A 17,974-nucleotide genomic window follows, 5' to 3' on the forward strand; every position below is an offset into this window, starting at 1 on the left:
TCAGGCGTCTTCGGAAATCGGGGCGTAGGAGCCGTCCTCGCGGTGCACTTCCTGGCCGGTCACCGGCGGATTGAAGCAGCACGCCATCACCATCTCGCTCTTGGCGGAGAGGCGATGCTTGTCATTGAGGTTGAGCGCATACATCACGCCCGGCCGGATCTGGTGCACCTTGCCGGTGTCCAGCTCCTCGATCGAGCCCTCACCCGAGATGCAGTAGACGCTCTCGAAGTGATGCTTGTAGTGGAACACGTGGCTGGTGCCCGCATGGATGCGGGTGATGTGGAATGAGAAGCCCATCTCGTCGCCGGCCAGCAGCAGGCGGGTGCTGTCCCAGCCATTGGAATGGACGAGACGGTCGCCCATGCGGGCGGATTCGAGGTCGCGTACGATCATTGCTGAATGTCCTTATTCGGCCGCCGCACGGCGCGAGCCCAGGATCGCGTCAAAGGCGCTTTCCATGATGTCGATGCCTGCAGTCAGCTGGTCGAGGGAAATGGTGAGCGGGCACAAGACCTTGACCACTTCGTCAAAGCTGCCCGAAGTTTCGATGATGAGGCCCTTGGCAAAGCAGGCCTTGCAGATGGCAGCGGCGTTTTCGCCCGAACCGGCGTCGATCCCCACCATCATGCCGCGGCCCTTGACCGAAAGCCCGTGCTCCTCGGCAATGGCGCCCAGGCGCTCGCCGAGATAGCGGGCCTTTTCATTGACCTCGGTGATGAAGCGGTCGTCGCTCCAGAATTTCTCCAGCGCCGCGGTGGCGGTCACGAAGGCATGGTTGTTGCCGCGGAAGGTGCCGTTATGCTCGGCCGGCTTCCAGATGTCATGCTCGGGCCTGATCAGGGCTACCGCCAGCGGCAGGCCCATGCCGGAGAGCGACTTCGCCATGGTGACGATGTCGGGCGACAGGCCCATGCCGTCGAAGGAGAAGAAGCCGCCGGTGCGGCCGCAACCGGCCTGAATATCGTCGATGATGAACAGGGCCCCGTGCTTCTTGGCAATCGCCTGGATCTGGCGCAGCCATTCCGGCGACGCGGCGTTGAGCCCGCCTTCGCCCTGCACGGTCTCGACGATGATCGCTGCCGGGGCGTCGATGCCGCTCGAGGGGTCGGAAAGCTGCCGATCGAGCAGGTCCGCCGTATTGATGTCGGGGCCGTGATAGCCGTCATAGGCGGCCCGCGTGACACCGGAGAGCGGGGTCGCCGCGCCGCCGCGATGCTTGCCATTGCCGGTGGCCGCCAGGGCGCCGAGCGTCACGCCATGGAAGCCATTGGTGAAGGAGATGATGTTGGTGCGGCCTGTCACCTTGCGGGCCAGCTTCATCGCCGCCTCCACCGCATTGGCGCCGGTCGGGCCGGTAAACTGCACATGGTGGTTCATGCCGCGCGGGCGCAGGATCAACCGCTCGAACGCCGACAGGAATTGCTCCTTGGCATCGGTGAACATGTCCAGGCCATGCGCAATGCCGTCATTGCCGAGATATTCGATGAGTGCGGCCTTCAGGTCCGGGTCGTTGTGCCCGTAATTGAGGGTCGAGCAGCCCGCCAGGAAGTCCGTATAGGCCTTGCCGTCGGTGCCATAGATGGTGGCGCCCAGCGCCCGGTCGAACATCTTGGGAAAACTGCGTGAATAGGAGCGCACGCGGCTTTCGACGCGCTCGAAGGTGGTCATGGGCGTGATCGTTGCAGTCGTGGCCATAAGGAACGTCTCCTGGACGTGGATAGTCGAAACAAAGGGCGATAAGGCGGGCGGTCAGGCGCTCGTGAGCGCCACGACCTTTTCCGGGCTGAACGGACCGATGCTGACGGCGTATTCGCTGTCGTGCCGGTCCTCGAAATGGGCGTGCCGGTCGAACATCTCGACCTGGTGCATCTGGGCATCGAGCTTCCGGGCGATACCCCCGAAGAGGCCCCAGCTCGGCTCGTTGTCATGGGTGATGGTGCATTGCAGCGTCGTCACCGATCGGCAGGCCGGGCGCGCCAGCACATCTCCGATCAGTCGCCGCCCCAGCCCTTGGCCGCGCGCCGCCTCGCTGACGCAGACCTGCCAGACGAAATAGGTGTCGGGCTGGTCGGGTGGGATATAGCCCGAAAGCCAGCCGGCAACCTTGCCGTCCTGCTCCGCAATTGCGCAGGTCGAGGCAAAATGCGTTGTCTGCAGCAGGTTGCAGTAGAGCGAATTGTCATCGAGTGCGTCGGTGGCCCCGATGAGCGACCAGACCTTTGCACCATCGGTGCTGCGCGGCGTCCGGATGGTCGCCGCAGGGCCTCTTGCGGACTGCCGGTGCAGGGCGCTGGCGTCGAATAGCGCTGAGTTGCCGTAAATCATGATCCAGAAACTTAGTCAGTAAGAACTAAATTGCAACCCCAAATTTTCGCCAAGGTTCCCCGATCATGTGCAGCATTATCCAAATTTTCCGCCATAGAGGCCGGATTTTGGGCGATTGCGTTCTCCTTGTACGCCGAAAATATTCCCTGTGGACGGCGCGATTGGCCTTGGGCTTGGAAAAGAAGTTAGTGTTTGCTAAAGAAATATGGCACCCCGGAAAGCTTGGGATTTTCCTTTCAACAAAGGTAAGATTGCCGCAGACGACTCCCGGAGACCGCCATTGGAAGATCGGACCAAGCTGGCCCTGACCGCCATGCGCAAGATTCTGCGCGCGACCGAGGCGAATTCAAAGAAGCTGATGCAGGAAACGGGCCTCACGCCCTCCCAGCTCATCTTTTTGCAGATCCTGGACAGTGAGCAGGAGACGACCGCCGGCCACGTTGCCAGCCGCATGGGCATCACCCAGGCGACCACCACGGCGCTGCTGCAAAAGCTCGAAAATGCCGGCATGATCCAGCGCCGGCGCGGCGAGAAGGACCGCCGGCAGGTCTGGCTGTCACTCACCGAAATGGGCCGCAAGGTCCTGGCTATCGCGCCCGACGGGGTGCATGCCCAGTTTCACCAGCAATTCTCTGCCCTCAAGGATTGGGAACAGATCATGCTGGTCACTGCGCTCGAGCGCGTCGCGGACATGCTTGACAGTGGGCACCTCGACGCAGCGGCCGTGATCGACCACGTCGCCGAACTGGCCGCCGACGTGCCCTCGCGGGACGAATAGAAGCACTGATCTCAGGCCCGGCGCCTGACAATTCGGATCTTGACGCGCGGGGCGGACCGGCGACGTGCCAATTGCCGCGCAACCGAAACGGCTCCGCGGGGTTATGGATATACGGGGGCGTCGAGGGACATCATGCATTTGTTCAATCTGGATGGCGACAGCCCGGGTCGGCGCGAGAGTGTCGAGGCCGTTTGCGCTCGCCTATCCTCCGGTCATGGCCGCGGAGCCGCACGGTCCGCGGCGTTCCGCCCGAAAGGCGTGTGAAGCGATTGGATAGTGTGTTGGAGCTTGATCGTGGATCAGAGATTGCAGCCTTGGCCGAGGATTCTCCCGCCATGCTGTGGCGGGGCGACGCATCCGGCCGTTGCGTCTATCTCAATGGGCGGATGCGGGCATTCTGGGGCCTGACCATCGATCAATGCGGCACGTTCGACTGGGCAACGAGCCTGCTCGAAGAAGACCATGAGGCCGTGTTTGGGCCCTTCGGGCAGGGCATGTCGAGCCAGCAGCCCTTCGAATGCGAGGGGCGCTACCGCCGCGCCGATGGGCAGGTGCGCATTCTCAGGACGCGCGCCACTCCCTATACGGACGACCAGGGCCGGTTCGCCGGCATGATTGGCGTCAACGAGGACATGACCGAGCTGCGCGAGGCCGAACGCAGCCTCGAGCAAGCCGTCGCGAAGCTGCAGGAAACCACCGACCACCACAGGGCCGTGGCCGACCGGCTGAGCCTGGCCACCGCCATATCGGGCCTCGCCATGTCCGAGCACGACCGCGATCTGCGCTACACCTGGGCGCATAACGTGATGGGCGATCCGATCGGGCGCACGCCCAGCCAGGCCTTCGGGGAGGAGGTCGGCCGCGAAATCGAGGACATACTCCGCCGCGGCCTGTCCGAGCCGCAGTCGCGCGAGCTCCCCCTCGTGCTCGATGGTAACGCGGTCTGGCTGGCGGTGCAGACCGTGCCGCTCTCCCGTCCGGATGGCGCCGCCGGCGTGGTGGCCAGCGCCATGGACATCACCCCGCGCAAGCGCAACGAGCAGAAGCTGGAAGTGCTGGCGCGCGAACTCTCCCACCGCGTCAAGAACGTCTTCGCCCTGGTGCAGGCGATCGTCCGGCAAAGCGCCCGGTCGGGCGGGGTGTCCGACAGTTTCCTCGCCACGCTGGACGCGCGGCTCGTGTCCCTGGCTCGAGCCCAGGATGCATTGCTCGCCACCGACGCCGAAAACGCCGTGCTCTTCGAATTGCTGGCCGCACAGGTCTCGCATCTGAGCGGCGTCAGGCTCGAGGGTCCGGCTTCCACCATAATCCCGGCGCTGGCTGCCCCCTATGTGGCGCTGGCCGTGCATGAGCTGGGCACCAACGCCACCAAATATGGCAGCCTCAGCCAACCCGAGGGCTGGGTGCAGCTCTCATGGACCGAAAGCGATGACGGCTATGTGTCCCTGACCTGGCGGGAGCATGGCGGCCCGGTGGGCAAGGCGCAGTCCGGAAACGGCTTCGGCACGCAATTGCTCACCCGGCTGTTCTCCGGCGCCACCATGGGCGAGGCCGAACTCTCCTTCACCGACAAGGGCCTGCTCTGGCAGGCCCGGGTGCCGCTCAACGCCAGTTAAGCCCGCCGTTACAGCCGCCCGTCGGCGATGATGGCGCGCACCTCGTCCTCGACGCTGTCGAGAATGCGGTTGATCGCGGCGACGGCCTGGTCGGCATCCGACGCGACAATGGCGTCCGCCAGGTCGCGATGCATGGGGAAGGACTCAAGGCCAAAGGCATCGCGGTTGAACGGGGACATGTCGCCCCGCTCCAGCGCATGGTCGAGATTGGTCAGGATCTGCCCATACATCGGGTTGCCCGACGCATCATAGATGGCATTGTGGAAGGCGTGGTCGGCCTTGCGCCAGGGCCGGCCGGAATTGACCTCGACCAGCAGCACGTCGCAGAGCCGCGATATTTCCGCCCTCTGCTTTGGTGACGCATGCAGCGTCGCCTTGCGCACCACGTCGTTTTCCAGCGTCCGGCGGATTTCGATGAGCCGCAGCAGCGCCTCACCCTCGAGCCGCACCATGGTCGGCACCAGCCCTCGCGAGGTCTGGACCTTTGCCGCGAGATAAGTGCCATCGCCACGCCGGCGCCGGATGATCCCCAGCCCCTCCCAGCGGTTGAGCGCCTCGCGGATGGTCGACCGGCCCACGCCAAGCGAGGCGGCCAGCGACACTTCGGGCGGCAGCCGGTCGCCGATCTTGAGCCCGGCGCGCTCCACCATTTCGGCAAGCGCATCCAGCACCGCCACATTGCGTGTGCGGTTCTCCAGCGGCTCGAGATAGCTCAGGGCAGTGTCCCGACTCATGGGGCCCTTTCCTCCAGGTGCGACGACCTTGCGGCCACTCACACCACAAATTGGCCGGCTTGTCAGCCTTGTGCCGCGATCTGTGGGGCTCCCAATTCCAGCAGCTCACTCAACGCATCGATCAGCCGGTCCATCTGCGGACGCGAATTGTAGCCCTGCACGGAGAGGCGCGCGATGCATCTGTCCTGCCAGCGGAACACCGGGATCTCGATGCCATAGCGCTCGAACAGCGTCGTATGCACCACCAGCGGGTCGCATTCCGGGATCGGCATGGCCACCATTTGCGGCGCGCAGAATTCCGGGCTGCTGAGCGGCGCAAGCCCGGTCAGTTCGCCCAGCTGCCTCGCCGTATCCTGCGCCAGGGCATGGCAATGCGCGGCCACGCCCCACCAGTCATTGTCCTTGCGGAACTGGATGGCCGCCGGAACAGTCAGCCACGGGGCCGGGTCGCGCGTCCCCTGGATTTCGATCTCGTCGATAAAGGGCGAATTGCCGAAGGCGCCCTTGGCGCCGGGCGCCTTGGACTCCGCCGTCCAGCCATGGCTGATCACCAGCGGATCGAGCAGGCCCTGCACCTCGGGCCGCGCATGGAGGAACGCCGAACCCTTGGGCGTCATCATCCATTTGTGGCAATTGCCCGAATAGAAATCGGCGCCGATGCCCTCGAGGTCGAGCTTGATATGCCCCGGCGTATGCGCCCCGTCGATCACCGACCAGATACCGCGCCGGCGGGCTTCGGCAATGGCATTCTCGATGGGGAAGAGCAGGGCGGTGGGCGAGGTGATATGGCTCAGGAATAGCACGCGGGTGCGCTCGGTCATACCGGCGATGATGGCGTCTGTGAACGCCGCTTCGCTGGTGAGCGGCATCGGCACCTTGACCACGACGATCTCCGCCCCGGTCTTGCGGCACACATAGGCCCAGGTCTTTTCCAGCGCCGAATATTCATGGTCGGTCGTCAGGATCTGGTCGCCTGGCTTGAGGTCGAGCGAGCGGGCCACGATGTTGAGCCCGGTCGTGGCATTGAGCACGCCCACAATGTCCTCGGATCCGCAGCCCAGTTCGGCCGCCAGCGCCTCGCGCGGGGCCCGCAGCAGGTCGTGCAGGCGACGGCCCAGGAACTCCACGGGTTCGCGCTCCAGCTCGAGCTGCCAGCCCTGATAGGCTTCGAACACCGGGCGCGGGCAGGCGCCGAAAGAGCCGTGGTTGAGGAAGACGACGTCCTCGCGAAGGAGGAACTGCCGGGCGAGATTGTCGGACACTTTCAGCGGCCTTTCAGGGTGGGATCGAGTGCATCGCGCAACCCGTCGCCGAACAGCGAGGTGGCGAGAACGGTGATGGCCAGGGCCGCGGTGGGAAACACGGCCAGGTGCCAGTAGTAGAACATGAAATTGATGCCCTCATTGATCATCTGCCCCCAGGTCGGGGTCGGCGGCGGCACGCCGATGCCCAGGAAACTCAGCGAGGCCTCGAGCATCATCGCCATGGGAATGGCGAGCACGAAGCCCACGATGATCGGGCTGATGGAATTGGGAATGAGGTGGCGGCGGATAATGTACCAGGGCGAGGCGCCCAGCGCCTGGGCGGCACGTACGAATTCCTTCTCGCGGAAGGCCTTGACCTGCGCGCGGACCAGCAGGCACACCTGCACCCAGCCGAACAGGGCCGCGATGGCCACGATGGAGGGATAGCCGCCCCGGATGAGCGTGCCCAGCAGCATGGCCGCCAGGAGCGGCGGCACCACCGAGAACAACTCGATGATGCGCATGATCACCCAGTCGGTCTTGCCGCCGAAATAGCCGGCCAACGCCCCTAGCGGTATGCCGATCAGCACCGAGAAGCCCGCGGCAATGAAGCCGATGGAGAGCGAGACGCGCGCGCCATAGACGATGCGGGTGTAGAAATCGCGCCCCAGATTATCGACGCCGAACCAGTGTTCGGGCGAGGGGAAGGCCAGCGACTGGGTCAGGAACAGCTGCGCCTCGGGCGGCACCGGCGTGATCAGCGGCGCCAGCAGCGCCATCAGGATCAGGATGGTGAGCACGATGCCCCCGGCCAGGGCCGCCTTGTTGGAGAGGAAACGCTGCCAGGCGAACCAGAGCGGGCTGCGCTGGCGGGGCACGGCGGTCTCGGCGGCGGGAGGCGTTGCGATGATGTCGGTCATTCTGCGCCTCCCACGCGGATACGCGGATTGATCAGCGCATAGACGATGTCGGAGAGGAGATAGGCGATGCAGTACATGAAGGTGATCATCAGCATCAGCGCCATCTCCAGGGGATAGTCGCGTGTCTCGATGGACGAGACGAAATAGGCGCCCAGGCCCGGCACGCGGAACATGGCTTCCACGAAGATCGAGCCGGTGGCGGTGCCGATGAACATGGGCAGGAACACCGTGACCAGCGGGATGGCCGAGTTGCGCAGCACGTGCTGGAAGACGATCCGCCGATCGCTGAGGCCCTTGGCGCGCAACACGGTGACGAACGGCCGGCTCATCGTGTCGAGCATGGCCGAGCGGGTGTATCGGGCATAAGTGGCGATGGGGATCGCGGCATAGGCGATGATCGGCAGCACCCAGCGTTCCGGATGCGGCCAGCCGCTGGCCGGAAACCATTTGAGCCACACCGCAAAGACCAGGATCAGCAGCATCGAGGTGACAAAGACCGGAATGGTCAGGCCCAGCGTCGCAACCGCCGAAGCGACATAGTCGATCCAGCTATTGCGATTGAGCGCGGCGGCCATGCCAAGGAGAATACCCAGCGGGGCGCCGATCAACACGCCCAGCCCGCCCAGCACCAGGCTCGGCACCCAGGCGCGCGATAGCAGCTGCAACACGCTCTCGCCCGGGCTCTGGTAGGGCACGCCGAAATCGAAATGCAGCACCCCCCACATATAGCGCAGATATTGCACATAAAGCGGCTGGTCGAGGCCGAGCTGGGCCATGAGCTTGGCGCGCACCGCCTCGGAAACCGGCATGTCATTGGCATCGAACGGGCCGCCGGGCACGGCATGCATCATCAGGAAGATGATGATCGACACGGCAATGAAGGTGAAGGCGACCGAGACGAGCCGGCGCAGGATATAGGTCAGCATGGTGTGGCCTCCAAATCCCGCCGCGCATTGGGGCCAAAGCCCCTCCCCCTTGAGGGGAGGGGTTGGGGTGGGGGTTCTGCAATCACCACCGCGCCAATGCGCCAGGATGGGCCGGAACCCCCACCCTTGATCCCTCCCCACAAGGGGGAGGGAGACGATGAACACTGACCGCTCGGCCCTGTGCCTCCCTCCCCTTGATGGGGAGGGAATGGGGGTGGGGTGGCCTCCAAATCCCGCCGCGCATTGGGGCCAAAGCCCCTCCCCCTTGAGGGGAGGGGTTGGGGTGGGGGTTCTGCAATGACCACCGCGCCAATGTTCCAGGATGGGCCGGAACCTTCACCCTTGATCCCTCCCCTCAAGGGGGAGGGAGACGATGAACACTGACCGCTCGGCCCTGTGCCTCGCTCCCCTTGATGGGCAGGGAATGATGGTGGGGTGATTCCACAAACGCGATCCATCATCTCACCCTCCCTCAATTGGTCACGAATGCCTCGACCCGGTGATCCGGGGCGATGGTCACGAGTTGCGGTTCGCTGTGCGGGGCGGCGCCGGTCTGGATGACCGTGTAGCGCGGCGTCTGCGCCATGATGTCCTCAGCCGACAGGAAGGTGCGCTGGCGCTTTTCCTTGGGATTGGTGGCCGGTACGGCGTCGAGCAGGGCGCGGGTATAGGGATGTTGCGGGTCCGAGAAGATGCGCTCGGTCGGCGCTTCCTCGACCACACGGCCGCGATACATCACCACCACGCTGTCGGTGAGCGATTTCACCGTCGACAGGTCATGGCTGATGAACAGCATGGACAGGCCCATCTCGGCTTGCAGCGATTTGAGCAGGCCGATGATCTGCGCCTTCACCGTCACGTCCAGCGCCGAGGTTGGCTCGTCAGCCACCAGAATGCTCGGCTCCAGTACCAGTGCCCGGGCGATGGCGACGCGCTGGCGCTGGCCGCCAGACAATTCATGCGGATAGCGGTTGGCATAGGTCCGGTCGAGGCCGACGCGCTCGAGCCAGCTCAGAGCCGTTTCCTGCTGTTCCCGCGCCGTGCCGATTCCATGGATATGCAACGGCTCGGCGATGATCTGGGTCAGCGTCATCATCGGGTCCAGTGCCGAATAGCTGTCCTGGAAGACGATCTGCATCTGTTTGCGCCACGGCTTGAGCGCCTCGGGCGTCATGCCGGAGATGTCGGTGCCGTTGACCAGGATCTGGCCGCGCGACACGTCGGTCAGGCGCATGGCCATCATGCCGGTGGTGGTCTTGCCCGAGCCGCTTTCGCCCACAATGGCGACGATGCGGTTGCGGGGCAGGGCGAGGTTGATCTCCCGCACCGCATGGAAATCGGCATAGTCGGAGCGAAAGCCCCGGCGGCGGCGAATGCGATAGGTCTTGGCGAGACCCTTGAGTTCAAGCGCCGGGGTGTCCGTGTCGCTGCCCCGGGAGGGCTCGAAGCGCGCATGCAGGCTCGCCAGAAGCTGCCTGGTGTAGTCGTGCTGCGGCGCATCGAAAATCTGCTGCACCGGGCCCTGTTCCATCACCTCGCCGCGATACATGACCAGCACGCGGTCCACCGTTTCGGCAATGACGCCGAGGTCGTGGGTGATCATGATCAGGGCCATGCCGAACTCGGCCTGCACCTTCTTGATCAGTTGCAGGATCTGCGCCTGGATGGTCACATCGAGCGCCGTGGTCGGCTCGTCGGCAATCAGCACCTTGGGCCGGCAGGAAAGCGCCATGGCGATCATCGCGCGCTGCAACATGCCGCCCGAGAGCTGGTGGGGGTAATAGGTGAGAACGTCGCTGGCGTTCTTGATCTCGACGCGCTGCAACAGCTCCTCGGCTTCCCTGAGGGCGTCGCGACGGGAAACGGTGCGGTGGGCCTGGATGGTCTCGGCGATCTGGTGGCCGATGGTGAAGACCGGGTCGAAGGCCGTCATGGGGTCCTGGAAGATCATAGCCGCGGCTCGGCCGCGCAGCCGAACCAGGTCGTCCCGGCCGGCCTTGGCGACGTCAATGCCGTCGAGGCGGAGCTTCGCCGCGCTGACTTCGGCCGTGGCGGGCAGGAGGCGCAGCAGGGCGCTGCAGCTCACCGATTTGCCCGAGCCGCTTTCGCCCACGATGCCCAGGCTCTCGCCCTCATTGACGGTGAAGCTGATGCCGCGCACGGCGTCCACCGCGCCGCCATATTGACGGAAGCTGACCCGGAGGTCTTCGATTTCGACGAGCGACATATGGGACCCCGATTTGGCAGGTGCGCCTCCCGGTTGGGAATACCCGGGAGGCGCCTCTATGGAACGCTGGCTTACTTCGTCAGATGCGTGAAGAAGTAGTGTCCAAGACGGTCCAATGGGGTGAAGCCCAGCGAATTGGGCGTGGAAGCCTCGCCGCCGAGGTCGCTGGAGATGATGGCCGTGGTGATCGGGTGCACCAGCGGCACGATCAGGCCCTGGTCGATCATCACCTGCTCGGCCTGCGCGTAGAGGTCGTAGCGGGTATCCCAATCGCTTTCGGCATCGGCTTCGGCAACAAGGGCGTCATATTCCGGCACGAAATAGCCGTGGCGGCCGCCATTGTAGAAGATGCCGTAGAAGTTGGACGGGTCGAGATAGTCATACTCATAGGGCGCAATGAAGATGTTGTTCTTCTTGCCCCTGAGGCCGTCCATCCAATCCGCGCCCGGAAGCTGGCGGATATCGACCGTGATGCCGAGCACATCCTTGAACTCGGCCTGCAGGTACTGCGCCATGGCCGGCACGATGGCCCCGTTATAGCCGCCTTCCTCGCGGATCCAGATTTCGATGGCAGGGAAGCCCTCGCCATTCGGGTAGCCGGCATCGGCCAGGTACTGCTTGGCCTTTTCCGGATCGAAAGTGGCCTGGGCCACGACGTCCGGATTGTACCCAGGATAGCCGGGCGGCAGGATCGAGCCAGCCGGAATGGCAATGTCCTTGAGCACGGTCGAGGTCAGCTCGTCGCGGTCGATGGCATAGTAGAAGGCCCTCCGCACGTCGACATTGTTGAACGGCTCGGACTCGAGGTCATAGGAGAGATACGAGGTGGCAAACACCGCATTCTTGCGGATGCCGTCAGGGTCGGCCGCCATGGCGACGGGCACCTGCCCGGTGTTGAGGAACGAATAGTCGGTGTCACCGGCCAGGAAGGCGGGCAGGCCGACTTCGGGCGCGCCAAGGCTCGGATCGACTTCGAGCCGGTCGATCTGGGCCTGCCAGGGGCCGGTATAGGTGTCGGACTTGGTGAAGACGACAGAATTGTTCGACTTCTCCCAGCTCTCGATCTCGAAAGGCCCGGACGACACGATGGTGTCGACATTGAGCGCCCAGTCGTCGCCCAGTTCGTCCACCTTGTGCTTGGGCACCGGATACCAGAGGCTGGTGACGGAAGGCAGGTAGGGTTTCGGGGCAGTGGTGGTGACCTCGATGGTCAGGTCGTCAACGGCCTTAAGGCCGAGGGTCGAGACGTCGGCCGTGCCTTCGGTGACTTCCTTCCAGCCCTTGATGCCGCCGGCAAAGTCCCAGTACCATGCAAAGTCATAGCCGGAGGTTGCGGCGCGCTGCAGCGCAAACACATAATCCTCGGCGGTCAGCGGTTCGCCATCGGACCAGACGAGACCCGGCCGCAGCTTGAAGGTCCACGTCAGGCCATCTTCCGACTGGCTCCAGCTTTCGGCCGCCATCGGCGTCAGCTTGAATTCCTTGTCGAAGGTCGCGATCGGCACCTGCAGCAATTCAGCAAAGGTGGCGCGGTCATAGACCGTCTTCATGTAGTCCATATAGGTGCCGGTGGTGGACTGGCCGGGTGCCACGATCGTGGTCTGGGCCAGGGCGGGCAGGGTCAGCGCTGTCGCGACTGCCAATGCGCCGACCAGTTTGGGCATGATATGCATGTGCTCCCTCCTTGTAAGAGCTCTCCGATGTTCCCTGATGTGCCAGGCCCATTTCCCCCGGGTCTGATCACGTCCTTTGCTTGCTCGCCTCCTGGGGGCGAACGGTCTGGCAAACTCTTCTCCAAAAATCTGCCATATGACATATGTCTGACAAATTGAGCCGCATGTGGCAAGACCACTTGGCGCGTTCAGAATGTGTTCATTCACGACCTCCTGGACCCTGACCGGCTGGCCGCAGCGACGATGGTTTCGGCGTCGAGGCCGAAATGGCGGTAGAGGTCATGCACGGTTCCGGTCTGCCCGAAATGCTCGACGCCCAAGGCAATCGTGCGGTGTCCCAACACGCTGCCCAGCCACCCCAGAGTGGCCGGATGGGCGTCGATCGCGGTGACAATTCCTGCCCCGCGCGGGACCTCGGAAAGCAGGTTTTCTATATGGCTGACAGTGGTTTGGTCGCCATGGAGATGTCCGCGCTGGGCGGCCTGCCAGCCCGCGTTCAGCCGATCTGCCGAGGTCACCGCCAGCACGGCCACATTGCGCCGGTCGCCTCCGATGCGGCCCGCCGCCTCGATCGCTTCGATCGCCAGCACGCCCTGATAGGCAATCACCACGTCGCATTCCGGCGTCGGCGGTTTCAACCAATAACCGCCACGAATAATATCGTTTATCGGCAAGGCTTTAGCGTCACGCGGCACCTGGTCGATCGTCCGAGTGGACAGCCTGAGATAGACCGACCCACCCGTCACATCGCGCGGCCAGTCGGCCAGATCCGGCCGCGCATCGCCCGAGCGCTGCATATAGTCAAAGGCCCAGTCCATGATGACCGACAATTCATCGGCAAAGGCCGGCTCGAAGCTCGCCAATCCGTCCTGCGACATGCCGATCAGCGGCGAGGCGATCGACTGGTGCGCGCCGCCTTCACCGGCCAGCGAAACGCCCGAGGGCGTGCCCACCAGCAGGAAGCGCGCATCCTGGTAGCAGGCATAGTTGAGGGCATCCAGGCCCCTGGAGATGAACGGATCATAAAGGGTGCCGATGGGCAGGAGGCGCTCGCCGAAAAGGGAGTGCGAAAGCCCCGCGGCGCCCAGCATCAGCATGAGGTTCATCTCGGCAATCCCCAGTTCGAGATGCTGGCCCTCCGGCGTGAACCGCCATTTCTGCGTCGAGGGAATGGCCTCTTTCTGGAAAATGTCCACCATCTCCTTGCTGGCGAACAGGTTCCGCCGGTTCACCCAGGCCCCCAGATTGGTCGACACCGTCACGTCCGGTGACGTGGTGACGATCCGGCGGGCCATCTCGCTATCGGTCTTGGCGATCGCATCGAGAATGCGCCCGAAGGCGGCCTGGGTCGAGGTCGGGCCGGTGCCGATGAATTGCGGGCCGATGGTCGGCACGGCAGGCGAGGTCAGGCGACGCGAGGACTTGGTGTTGAAGGGAACTTTGTCGAGAAAGGCTTGCAGCGTTTCGGGTTGCTCCAGCCCTTCGAAGGGCTCCCATTCGTGACCCTCGCGGATGCCGTGGGCTTCACGCAATTGCTCGATCTGCGCGCTGGTCATCTGCCCGGCATGATTGTCCTTGTGACCGGCCAGCGGCGTGCCCCAGCCCTTGACTGTATAATTGATGAACACCGTCGGCTGCTCGCTATCGGCGTTCTCGAACTGATCGAGGAGGCTGGCGACGCAATGGCCGCCCAGATTGGCCATCAACGCGGCCAGTTCGTCGTCGCTGCGGCGAGAGAGCAGGGCAGAGACCTCGCCCTGATCGCCGATCTCGTCACTGAGCCGTTCGCGCCAGGCGGCGCCGCCACGGAACATCAGCGCCGAATAGACCGCGTTGGGGCAGGCATCAATCCAGGCTTTCAGCCGGTCCCCGCCAGGCTCGGCAAAGGCGGCGCGCTGCAGGGCGCCATATTTGAGCGTGACGACTTTCCAGCCAAAGGCCTTGAAGACGGATTCGATCCGATCATAGAGCCCTTCGCGGACCACGCCGTCGAGGCTCTGACGGTTGTAGTCGATGATCCACCAGCAATTCCTCAGGCCATGCTTCCAGCCTTCAAGCAGGCATTCATAGATATTGCCCTCGTCGAGTTCGGCATCGCCGGCCAGCGCGATCATGCGGCCCTCTGAGCGATCCTTGCCGCCCCAGTCCTTGGCGCGCACATAGTCCTGGACCAGGGAAGCGAAGGCCGAGAAGGCAACGCCGAGACCCACCGAGCCGGTGGAGAAGTCGACGTCGTCGGTGTCCTTTGTGCGCGAAGGATAGGACTGGGCGCCGCCAAAGGCGCGGAAATCGACGAGCTTTTGCCGGGTCTGGCGACCCAGCAGATATTGGATGGCGTGGAAGGCCGGCGCCGCATGCGGCTTGACGGCAATCCGGTCCTCGGGCCTGAGCACACCGAAATAAAGGGTGGAGAGCATCGCCGCCATGGAGGCGGAACTGGCCTGGTGTCCGCCGACCTTAACGCCGTCGATATTGGGCCGGATATGGTTCGCATGGTGGACCATCCAGCTCGCCAGCCAGAGTGACTTTCTGGTCAGCGCCTCGATGGCTTGAACCCGTCCGATCCCCGCACTCGCCATATCGCCTCTCCTCTCGATATGTCTGACATTAAGGTTTGCCAAAGGGCGAAACTCACCTATTTTGGTCGATAAGTTGAACCAGAGCGCAGGATTTGCCCCGAAATGTCACCAGAACAGGTGGAATCTGCCAACGGCGCAATCGACCCGGTCGACAGGCGGATTCTGCGGGCGTTGCAGGAAGATGGCCGCATGACGGTCCAGGCACTGGCCGACAAGGTCGGGCTTTCCGCCTCGCCGTGCCTGCGACGTCTCCGGCAACTCGAGCGTGCCGGGATCATATCGGGCTATAGTGCCAATATCGAGCAGAAGGCCGTCGGCCTGCCGGTATCGGTCTTCATCTCCATCAAGCTGGAGCGGCAGCGTGCCGGCAATCTCGATGCCTTTGGCGCCGCGATCAGCCGTTGGCCCGAGGTGATGGAGTGCTATCTCATGACGGGGCAGTTCGACTTCCTGCTGCGGGTCGTGTGCGCCGATCTCGAATCCTACGAGCATTTCCTGCGCGAGAAACTGACCCAACTCGAAGGCGTCGCCTCGATCGAGAGCAGCTTCTCGCTGGGTGCCGTGAAGTTCTCACGGGTCCTGCCACTCTAGAATCGGCCAGGAACCTTGCGGAAGAACTGCGCATAGTCACCAGATGTGACTTCCGAGTGCAGGGCGCGCAGCTCGGCCATGACGGCGTTCGACCAGTCTATCCTGAGATCAACCACGGGATAGCGTTCGCGATGAAACACCTTGATCGCAGCCGAGCCCACGCCGCGGCTGTCGCCGCCGGCAGCAGCGCCGGCCTCCATGGCCATCAGCAAGCGATCCGACAGATGGGCAAGTCCGCGCGCTTCCCGATAGGCGGACGCCATGGCCTCCAAGACCGCCTCGTTCGCAATCAGGTTGCCAGCAATTGCGAAGCCGTCTTCCAGCAGATGACCGGCAACCCCCTGGCACGAGGGGCCGGTCCACGCGGCTGTGGTGCCGGCCGCATCAATGATGATGAGCTGGCGCAGTTCGGGCGCGGGGTCCCGCGCCAAGGTCCCTTCGAGCGCTTCGAGCGCCCCGGCCCCGCCCGAAAGCAGGTCCAGTCCATCATAGGCGAGGTAGGGATTGGTCAGCGCTTGGGTGGCAATAGCCCCGACCCCGGCGGCGCCATGGGGTACCAGCGCGCCCACGACAGGGCCGGCCGTAGCCGTGGCTACGCCAAGCGCACCGGTATCAGGGTCGCGTGCCACGATGGAAAACGTCATAGGAGCGTCCTTTCGCGAATTTATTAGCATAAATTGACGAGCAGGCAAATTTATGATGATAAATAATGCATGGCACTTGTCTCATGGCGTGGCCAGAGGGGCAAGGCACAGGGAATGCAAGGAGAAAGCTCATGAATCGCAAATGGATGGGGCTCGCGCCCCTGATGGTCGCGACTGCTTTGGCATTGGTCGCCCCGGCCAGCGCGCAGACGCCACCCAATGTGCTGGTGGTCGGCCAGATCGCCGAGCCGGCGTCGCTCGACCCGCACGTCTCGACGGCGGCCAACGACTTCCGCATTGCCATGAACATTTATGATGGCCTGGTGCGCAACAAGCAGGGCACGCTTGAGATTGAGCCGGCCCTCGCCACTGACTGGACCATTTCGGACGATGGCCTGGAATACACCTTCAACCTGCGCGAAGGCGTGACCTTCCATGACGGTTCGCCCTTCAATGCCGAAGCGGTGAAGTTCAACTTCGACCGCATGCTGGATGAAAACCATCCCTTCGCCGATACCGGCCCGTTCCCGCTCGCCTTCTTCTTCTCGTCGGTGGAGAATGTCGAAGTCGTGGATGACCTGACCGTCAAGTTCACGCTCAACGAGCCTTTCGCACCCTTCATGTCGAACCTGGCATCGGCGACGGGATTGATCGTTTCCCCTGCCGCGGTCGAGAAATATGGCGCCGATTATGGCCGCCATCCTGTCGGTACCGGCCCGTTCAAATTCGAGGAATGGCAATCCAATACCAGCGTTGTCACCTCGCGCAACGATGACTATTGGGACGGCGCTCCGTCGCTCGAGGCGGTCATCTACCGCCCGATCACCGACGCCAATACCCGTGTGGCCGAAATGCTGTCCGGCGGCATTGACGTGCTGCTCGAAACCCCGCCCGACAATGTCGCCCAGTTCCGTGACGACGCCAATTTCGAGGTTGTCGAGGCCGTTGGCCCGCATGTCTGGTACGTCATGCTCAACGCCAAGGAAGGCCCCTTTGCCGATGTGCGCGTGCGCCAGGCGGTGAACTATGCGGTCAACAAGGAAAGCCTGGTCAACGATGTGCTGCAGGGCACTGCCGAAGTGTCTGCTGGCCCGATCCCGCCAGCCTTCAACTGGGCCTACAACGAAGACGTCGATCCCTATCCCTATGATCCGGAAATGGCCAAGAAGCTCCTGGCCGAAGCCGGCGCTGAAGGTGCCTCGCTGACCTTCTATGTCACCGAAGGCGGCTCGGGCATGCTCGACCCGGTCCCCATGGGGACAGCCATTCAGGCCGACCTCGCAGCGGTGGGCCTGGACGTCGAGATTGAAACCTATGAGTGGAATACCTTCCTGTCGGAGGTGAACCCGGGTCTCGAGGGCAAGGCCGACATGGCCGAAATGGCGTGGATGACCTCGGATCCGGACACGCTGCCCTTCCTCACCCTGCGCACCGCGGCCTGGCCGGAGGATGGCGGGTTCAATTCGTCCTATTATTCGAACCCCGAGGTGGATGACCTGCTCGACCAGGCCCGGGTCTCGACCGATCCGGACGAGCGCGCCGACCTCTACAAACAGGTGCAGGAAATCGCCCATGAGGACGCGCCCTGGCTTTTTGTCGCCAACTGGAAACAGAATGCCGTGGTCACCGACGCAGTGGAAGATTTTCAGCTGCAGCCAGACTTCTCGCTGGTTCTGCGGGACGTGAGCAAGCAATAGGCTGAAGGTCCCCTCATCCG

General features: G+C 63.7%; 15 protein-coding genes. 4 read left to right on the forward strand and 11 right to left on the reverse strand.

Annotation, left to right across the window (positions count from 1 at the left end):
- From K1X15_RS04310 to ectA, 3 genes are read right to left on the reverse strand one after another with little or no spacing between them, the layout of a single operon-like run.
- The gene (locus K1X15_RS04310; protein ID WP_220306253.1) at nt 1-393 is read right to left on the reverse strand and encodes an ectoine synthase; all 393 of its coding nucleotides are present in this window, start codon (nt 391-393) and stop codon (nt 1-3) included.
- A 12-nt stretch (nt 394-405) separates the two neighbouring features.
- Nucleotides 406-1,695, reverse strand: a complete 1,290-nt coding sequence (gene ectB / locus K1X15_RS04315; RefSeq protein WP_220306254.1) for a diaminobutyrate--2-oxoglutarate transaminase — start codon at nt 1,693-1,695, stop codon at nt 406-408.
- A 54-nt stretch (nt 1,696-1,749) separates the two neighbouring features.
- On the reverse strand, nt 1,750-2,325 hold the full coding sequence (gene ectA, locus K1X15_RS04320; protein ID WP_220306255.1) for a diaminobutyrate acetyltransferase: 576 nt from the start codon (nt 2,323-2,325) through the stop codon (nt 1,750-1,752).
- A gap of 280 nt (nt 2,326-2,605) precedes the next feature.
- Here ectA and K1X15_RS04325 point away from each other — a divergent pair, with 280 nt between their 5' ends.
- Together K1X15_RS04325 and K1X15_RS04330 are read left to right on the forward strand one after the other, a co-directional pair.
- The gene (locus K1X15_RS04325) at nt 2,606-3,103 is read left to right on the forward strand and encodes a MarR family winged helix-turn-helix transcriptional regulator (protein WP_220306256.1); all 498 of its coding nucleotides are present in this window, start codon (nt 2,606-2,608) and stop codon (nt 3,101-3,103) included.
- Nucleotides 3,104-3,417: 314 nt separating this feature from the next.
- Entirely contained in the window at nt 3,418-4,719 is a 1,302-nt protein-coding gene (locus K1X15_RS04330) for a PAS domain-containing sensor histidine kinase (RefSeq protein WP_220306257.1), read from the forward strand.
- An 8-nt stretch (nt 4,720-4,727) separates the two neighbouring features.
- Here K1X15_RS04330 and K1X15_RS04335 read toward each other — a convergent pair whose 3' ends face one another.
- The 7 genes from K1X15_RS04335 to K1X15_RS04365 all read right to left on the reverse strand — a co-directional run bounded on the left by K1X15_RS04335 (nt 4,728) and on the right by K1X15_RS04365 (nt 15,022).
- Nucleotides 4,728-5,453, reverse strand: a complete 726-nt coding sequence (locus tag K1X15_RS04335) for a FadR/GntR family transcriptional regulator (RefSeq protein ID WP_220306258.1) — start codon at nt 5,451-5,453, stop codon at nt 4,728-4,730.
- Nucleotides 5,454-5,515: 62 nt separating this feature from the next.
- Nucleotides 5,516-6,715: an aminotransferase class V-fold PLP-dependent enzyme gene (locus K1X15_RS04340; RefSeq protein ID WP_220306259.1), complete on the reverse strand. Its 1,200-nt coding sequence runs from the start codon at nt 6,713-6,715 to the stop codon at nt 5,516-5,518.
- Nucleotides 6,716-6,717: 2 nt separating this feature from the next.
- Complete coding sequence (locus K1X15_RS04345; protein WP_220306260.1) at nt 6,718-7,617, reverse strand: ABC transporter permease; 900 nt, start codon at nt 7,615-7,617, stop codon at nt 6,718-6,720.
- The gene (locus tag K1X15_RS04350) at nt 7,614-8,543 is read right to left on the reverse strand and encodes an ABC transporter permease (RefSeq protein WP_220306261.1); all 930 of its coding nucleotides are present in this window, start codon (nt 8,541-8,543) and stop codon (nt 7,614-7,616) included. Before K1X15_RS04350 ends, K1X15_RS04345 begins: the two co-directional genes overlap by 4 nt.
- Nucleotides 8,544-9,015: 472 nt before the next feature.
- Nucleotides 9,016-10,770, reverse strand: a complete 1,755-nt coding sequence (locus K1X15_RS04355; RefSeq protein ID WP_220306262.1) for an ABC transporter ATP-binding protein — start codon at nt 10,768-10,770, stop codon at nt 9,016-9,018.
- Nucleotides 10,771-10,841: 71 nt separating this feature from the next.
- A complete protein-coding gene (locus tag K1X15_RS04360; protein WP_220306263.1) occupies nt 10,842-12,443 on the reverse strand; it encodes a peptide ABC transporter substrate-binding protein in 1,602 nt (533 codons plus the stop codon).
- A 203-nt stretch (nt 12,444-12,646) separates the two neighbouring features.
- On the reverse strand, nt 12,647-15,022 hold the full coding sequence (locus K1X15_RS04365) for a transketolase (RefSeq protein WP_220306264.1): 2,376 nt from the start codon (nt 15,020-15,022) through the stop codon (nt 12,647-12,649).
- Between the two features lie 102 nt (nt 15,023-15,124).
- Between K1X15_RS04365 and K1X15_RS04370 the strand changes: the two genes are divergently transcribed.
- Nucleotides 15,125-15,613, forward strand: a complete 489-nt coding sequence (locus tag K1X15_RS04370; RefSeq protein ID WP_220306265.1) for an Lrp/AsnC family transcriptional regulator — start codon at nt 15,125-15,127, stop codon at nt 15,611-15,613.
- Here K1X15_RS04370 and K1X15_RS04375 read toward each other — a convergent pair.
- Complete coding sequence (locus K1X15_RS04375; protein ID WP_220306266.1) at nt 15,610-16,257, reverse strand: DUF1028 domain-containing protein; 648 nt, start codon at nt 16,255-16,257, stop codon at nt 15,610-15,612. The genes K1X15_RS04370 and K1X15_RS04375 overlap by 4 nt on opposite strands.
- Nucleotides 16,258-16,403: 146 nt before the next feature.
- Here K1X15_RS04375 and K1X15_RS04380 point away from each other — a divergent pair, with 146 nt between their 5' ends.
- Complete coding sequence (locus K1X15_RS04380) at nt 16,404-17,954, forward strand: ABC transporter substrate-binding protein (RefSeq protein ID WP_420828373.1); 1,551 nt, start codon at nt 16,404-16,406, stop codon at nt 17,952-17,954.
- The last annotated feature ends 20 nt before the right edge of the window (nt 17,955-17,974 follow it).

The organism is Devosia salina (genome assembly GCF_019504385.1).
Lineage (GTDB): Bacteria > Pseudomonadota > Alphaproteobacteria > Rhizobiales > Devosiaceae > Devosia > Devosia salina.

Excerpts from the sequence above, each read along its gene's own strand:
- K1X15_RS04375 (WP_220306266.1), bottom strand. The coding sequence starts at position 16,257 with ATGACGTTTTCCATCGTGGCACGCGACCCTGATACCGGTGCGCTTGGC.
- ectA (WP_220306255.1), bottom strand. The coding sequence starts at position 2,325 with ATGATTTACGGCAACTCAGCGCTATTCGACGCCAGCGCCCTGCACCGG.
- ectB (WP_220306254.1), bottom strand. The coding sequence starts at position 1,695 with ATGGCCACGACTGCAACGATCACGCCCATGACCACCTTCGAGCGCGTC.
- K1X15_RS04355 (WP_220306262.1), bottom strand. The coding sequence starts at position 10,770 with ATGTCGCTCGTCGAAATCGAAGACCTCCGGGTCAGCTTCCGTCAATAT.
- K1X15_RS04360 (WP_220306263.1), bottom strand. The coding sequence starts at position 12,443 with ATGCATATCATGCCCAAACTGGTCGGCGCATTGGCAGTCGCGACAGCG.
- K1X15_RS04310 (WP_220306253.1), bottom strand. The coding sequence starts at position 393 with ATGATCGTACGCGACCTCGAATCCGCCCGCATGGGCGACCGTCTCGTC.
- K1X15_RS04345 (WP_220306260.1), bottom strand. The coding sequence starts at position 7,617 with ATGACCGACATCATCGCAACGCCTCCCGCCGCCGAGACCGCCGTGCCC.
- K1X15_RS04335 (WP_220306258.1), bottom strand. The coding sequence starts at position 5,453 with ATGAGTCGGGACACTGCCCTGAGCTATCTCGAGCCGCTGGAGAACCGC.
- K1X15_RS04365 (WP_220306264.1), bottom strand. The coding sequence starts at position 15,022 with ATGGCGAGTGCGGGGATCGGACGGGTTCAAGCCATCGAGGCGCTGACC.
- K1X15_RS04370 (WP_220306265.1), top strand. The coding sequence starts at position 15,125 with ATGTCACCAGAACAGGTGGAATCTGCCAACGGCGCAATCGACCCGGTC.
- K1X15_RS04350 (WP_220306261.1), bottom strand. The coding sequence starts at position 8,543 with ATGCTGACCTATATCCTGCGCCGGCTCGTCTCGGTCGCCTTCACCTTC.
- K1X15_RS04380 (WP_420828373.1), top strand. The coding sequence starts at position 16,404 with ATGGGGCTCGCGCCCCTGATGGTCGCGACTGCTTTGGCATTGGTCGCC.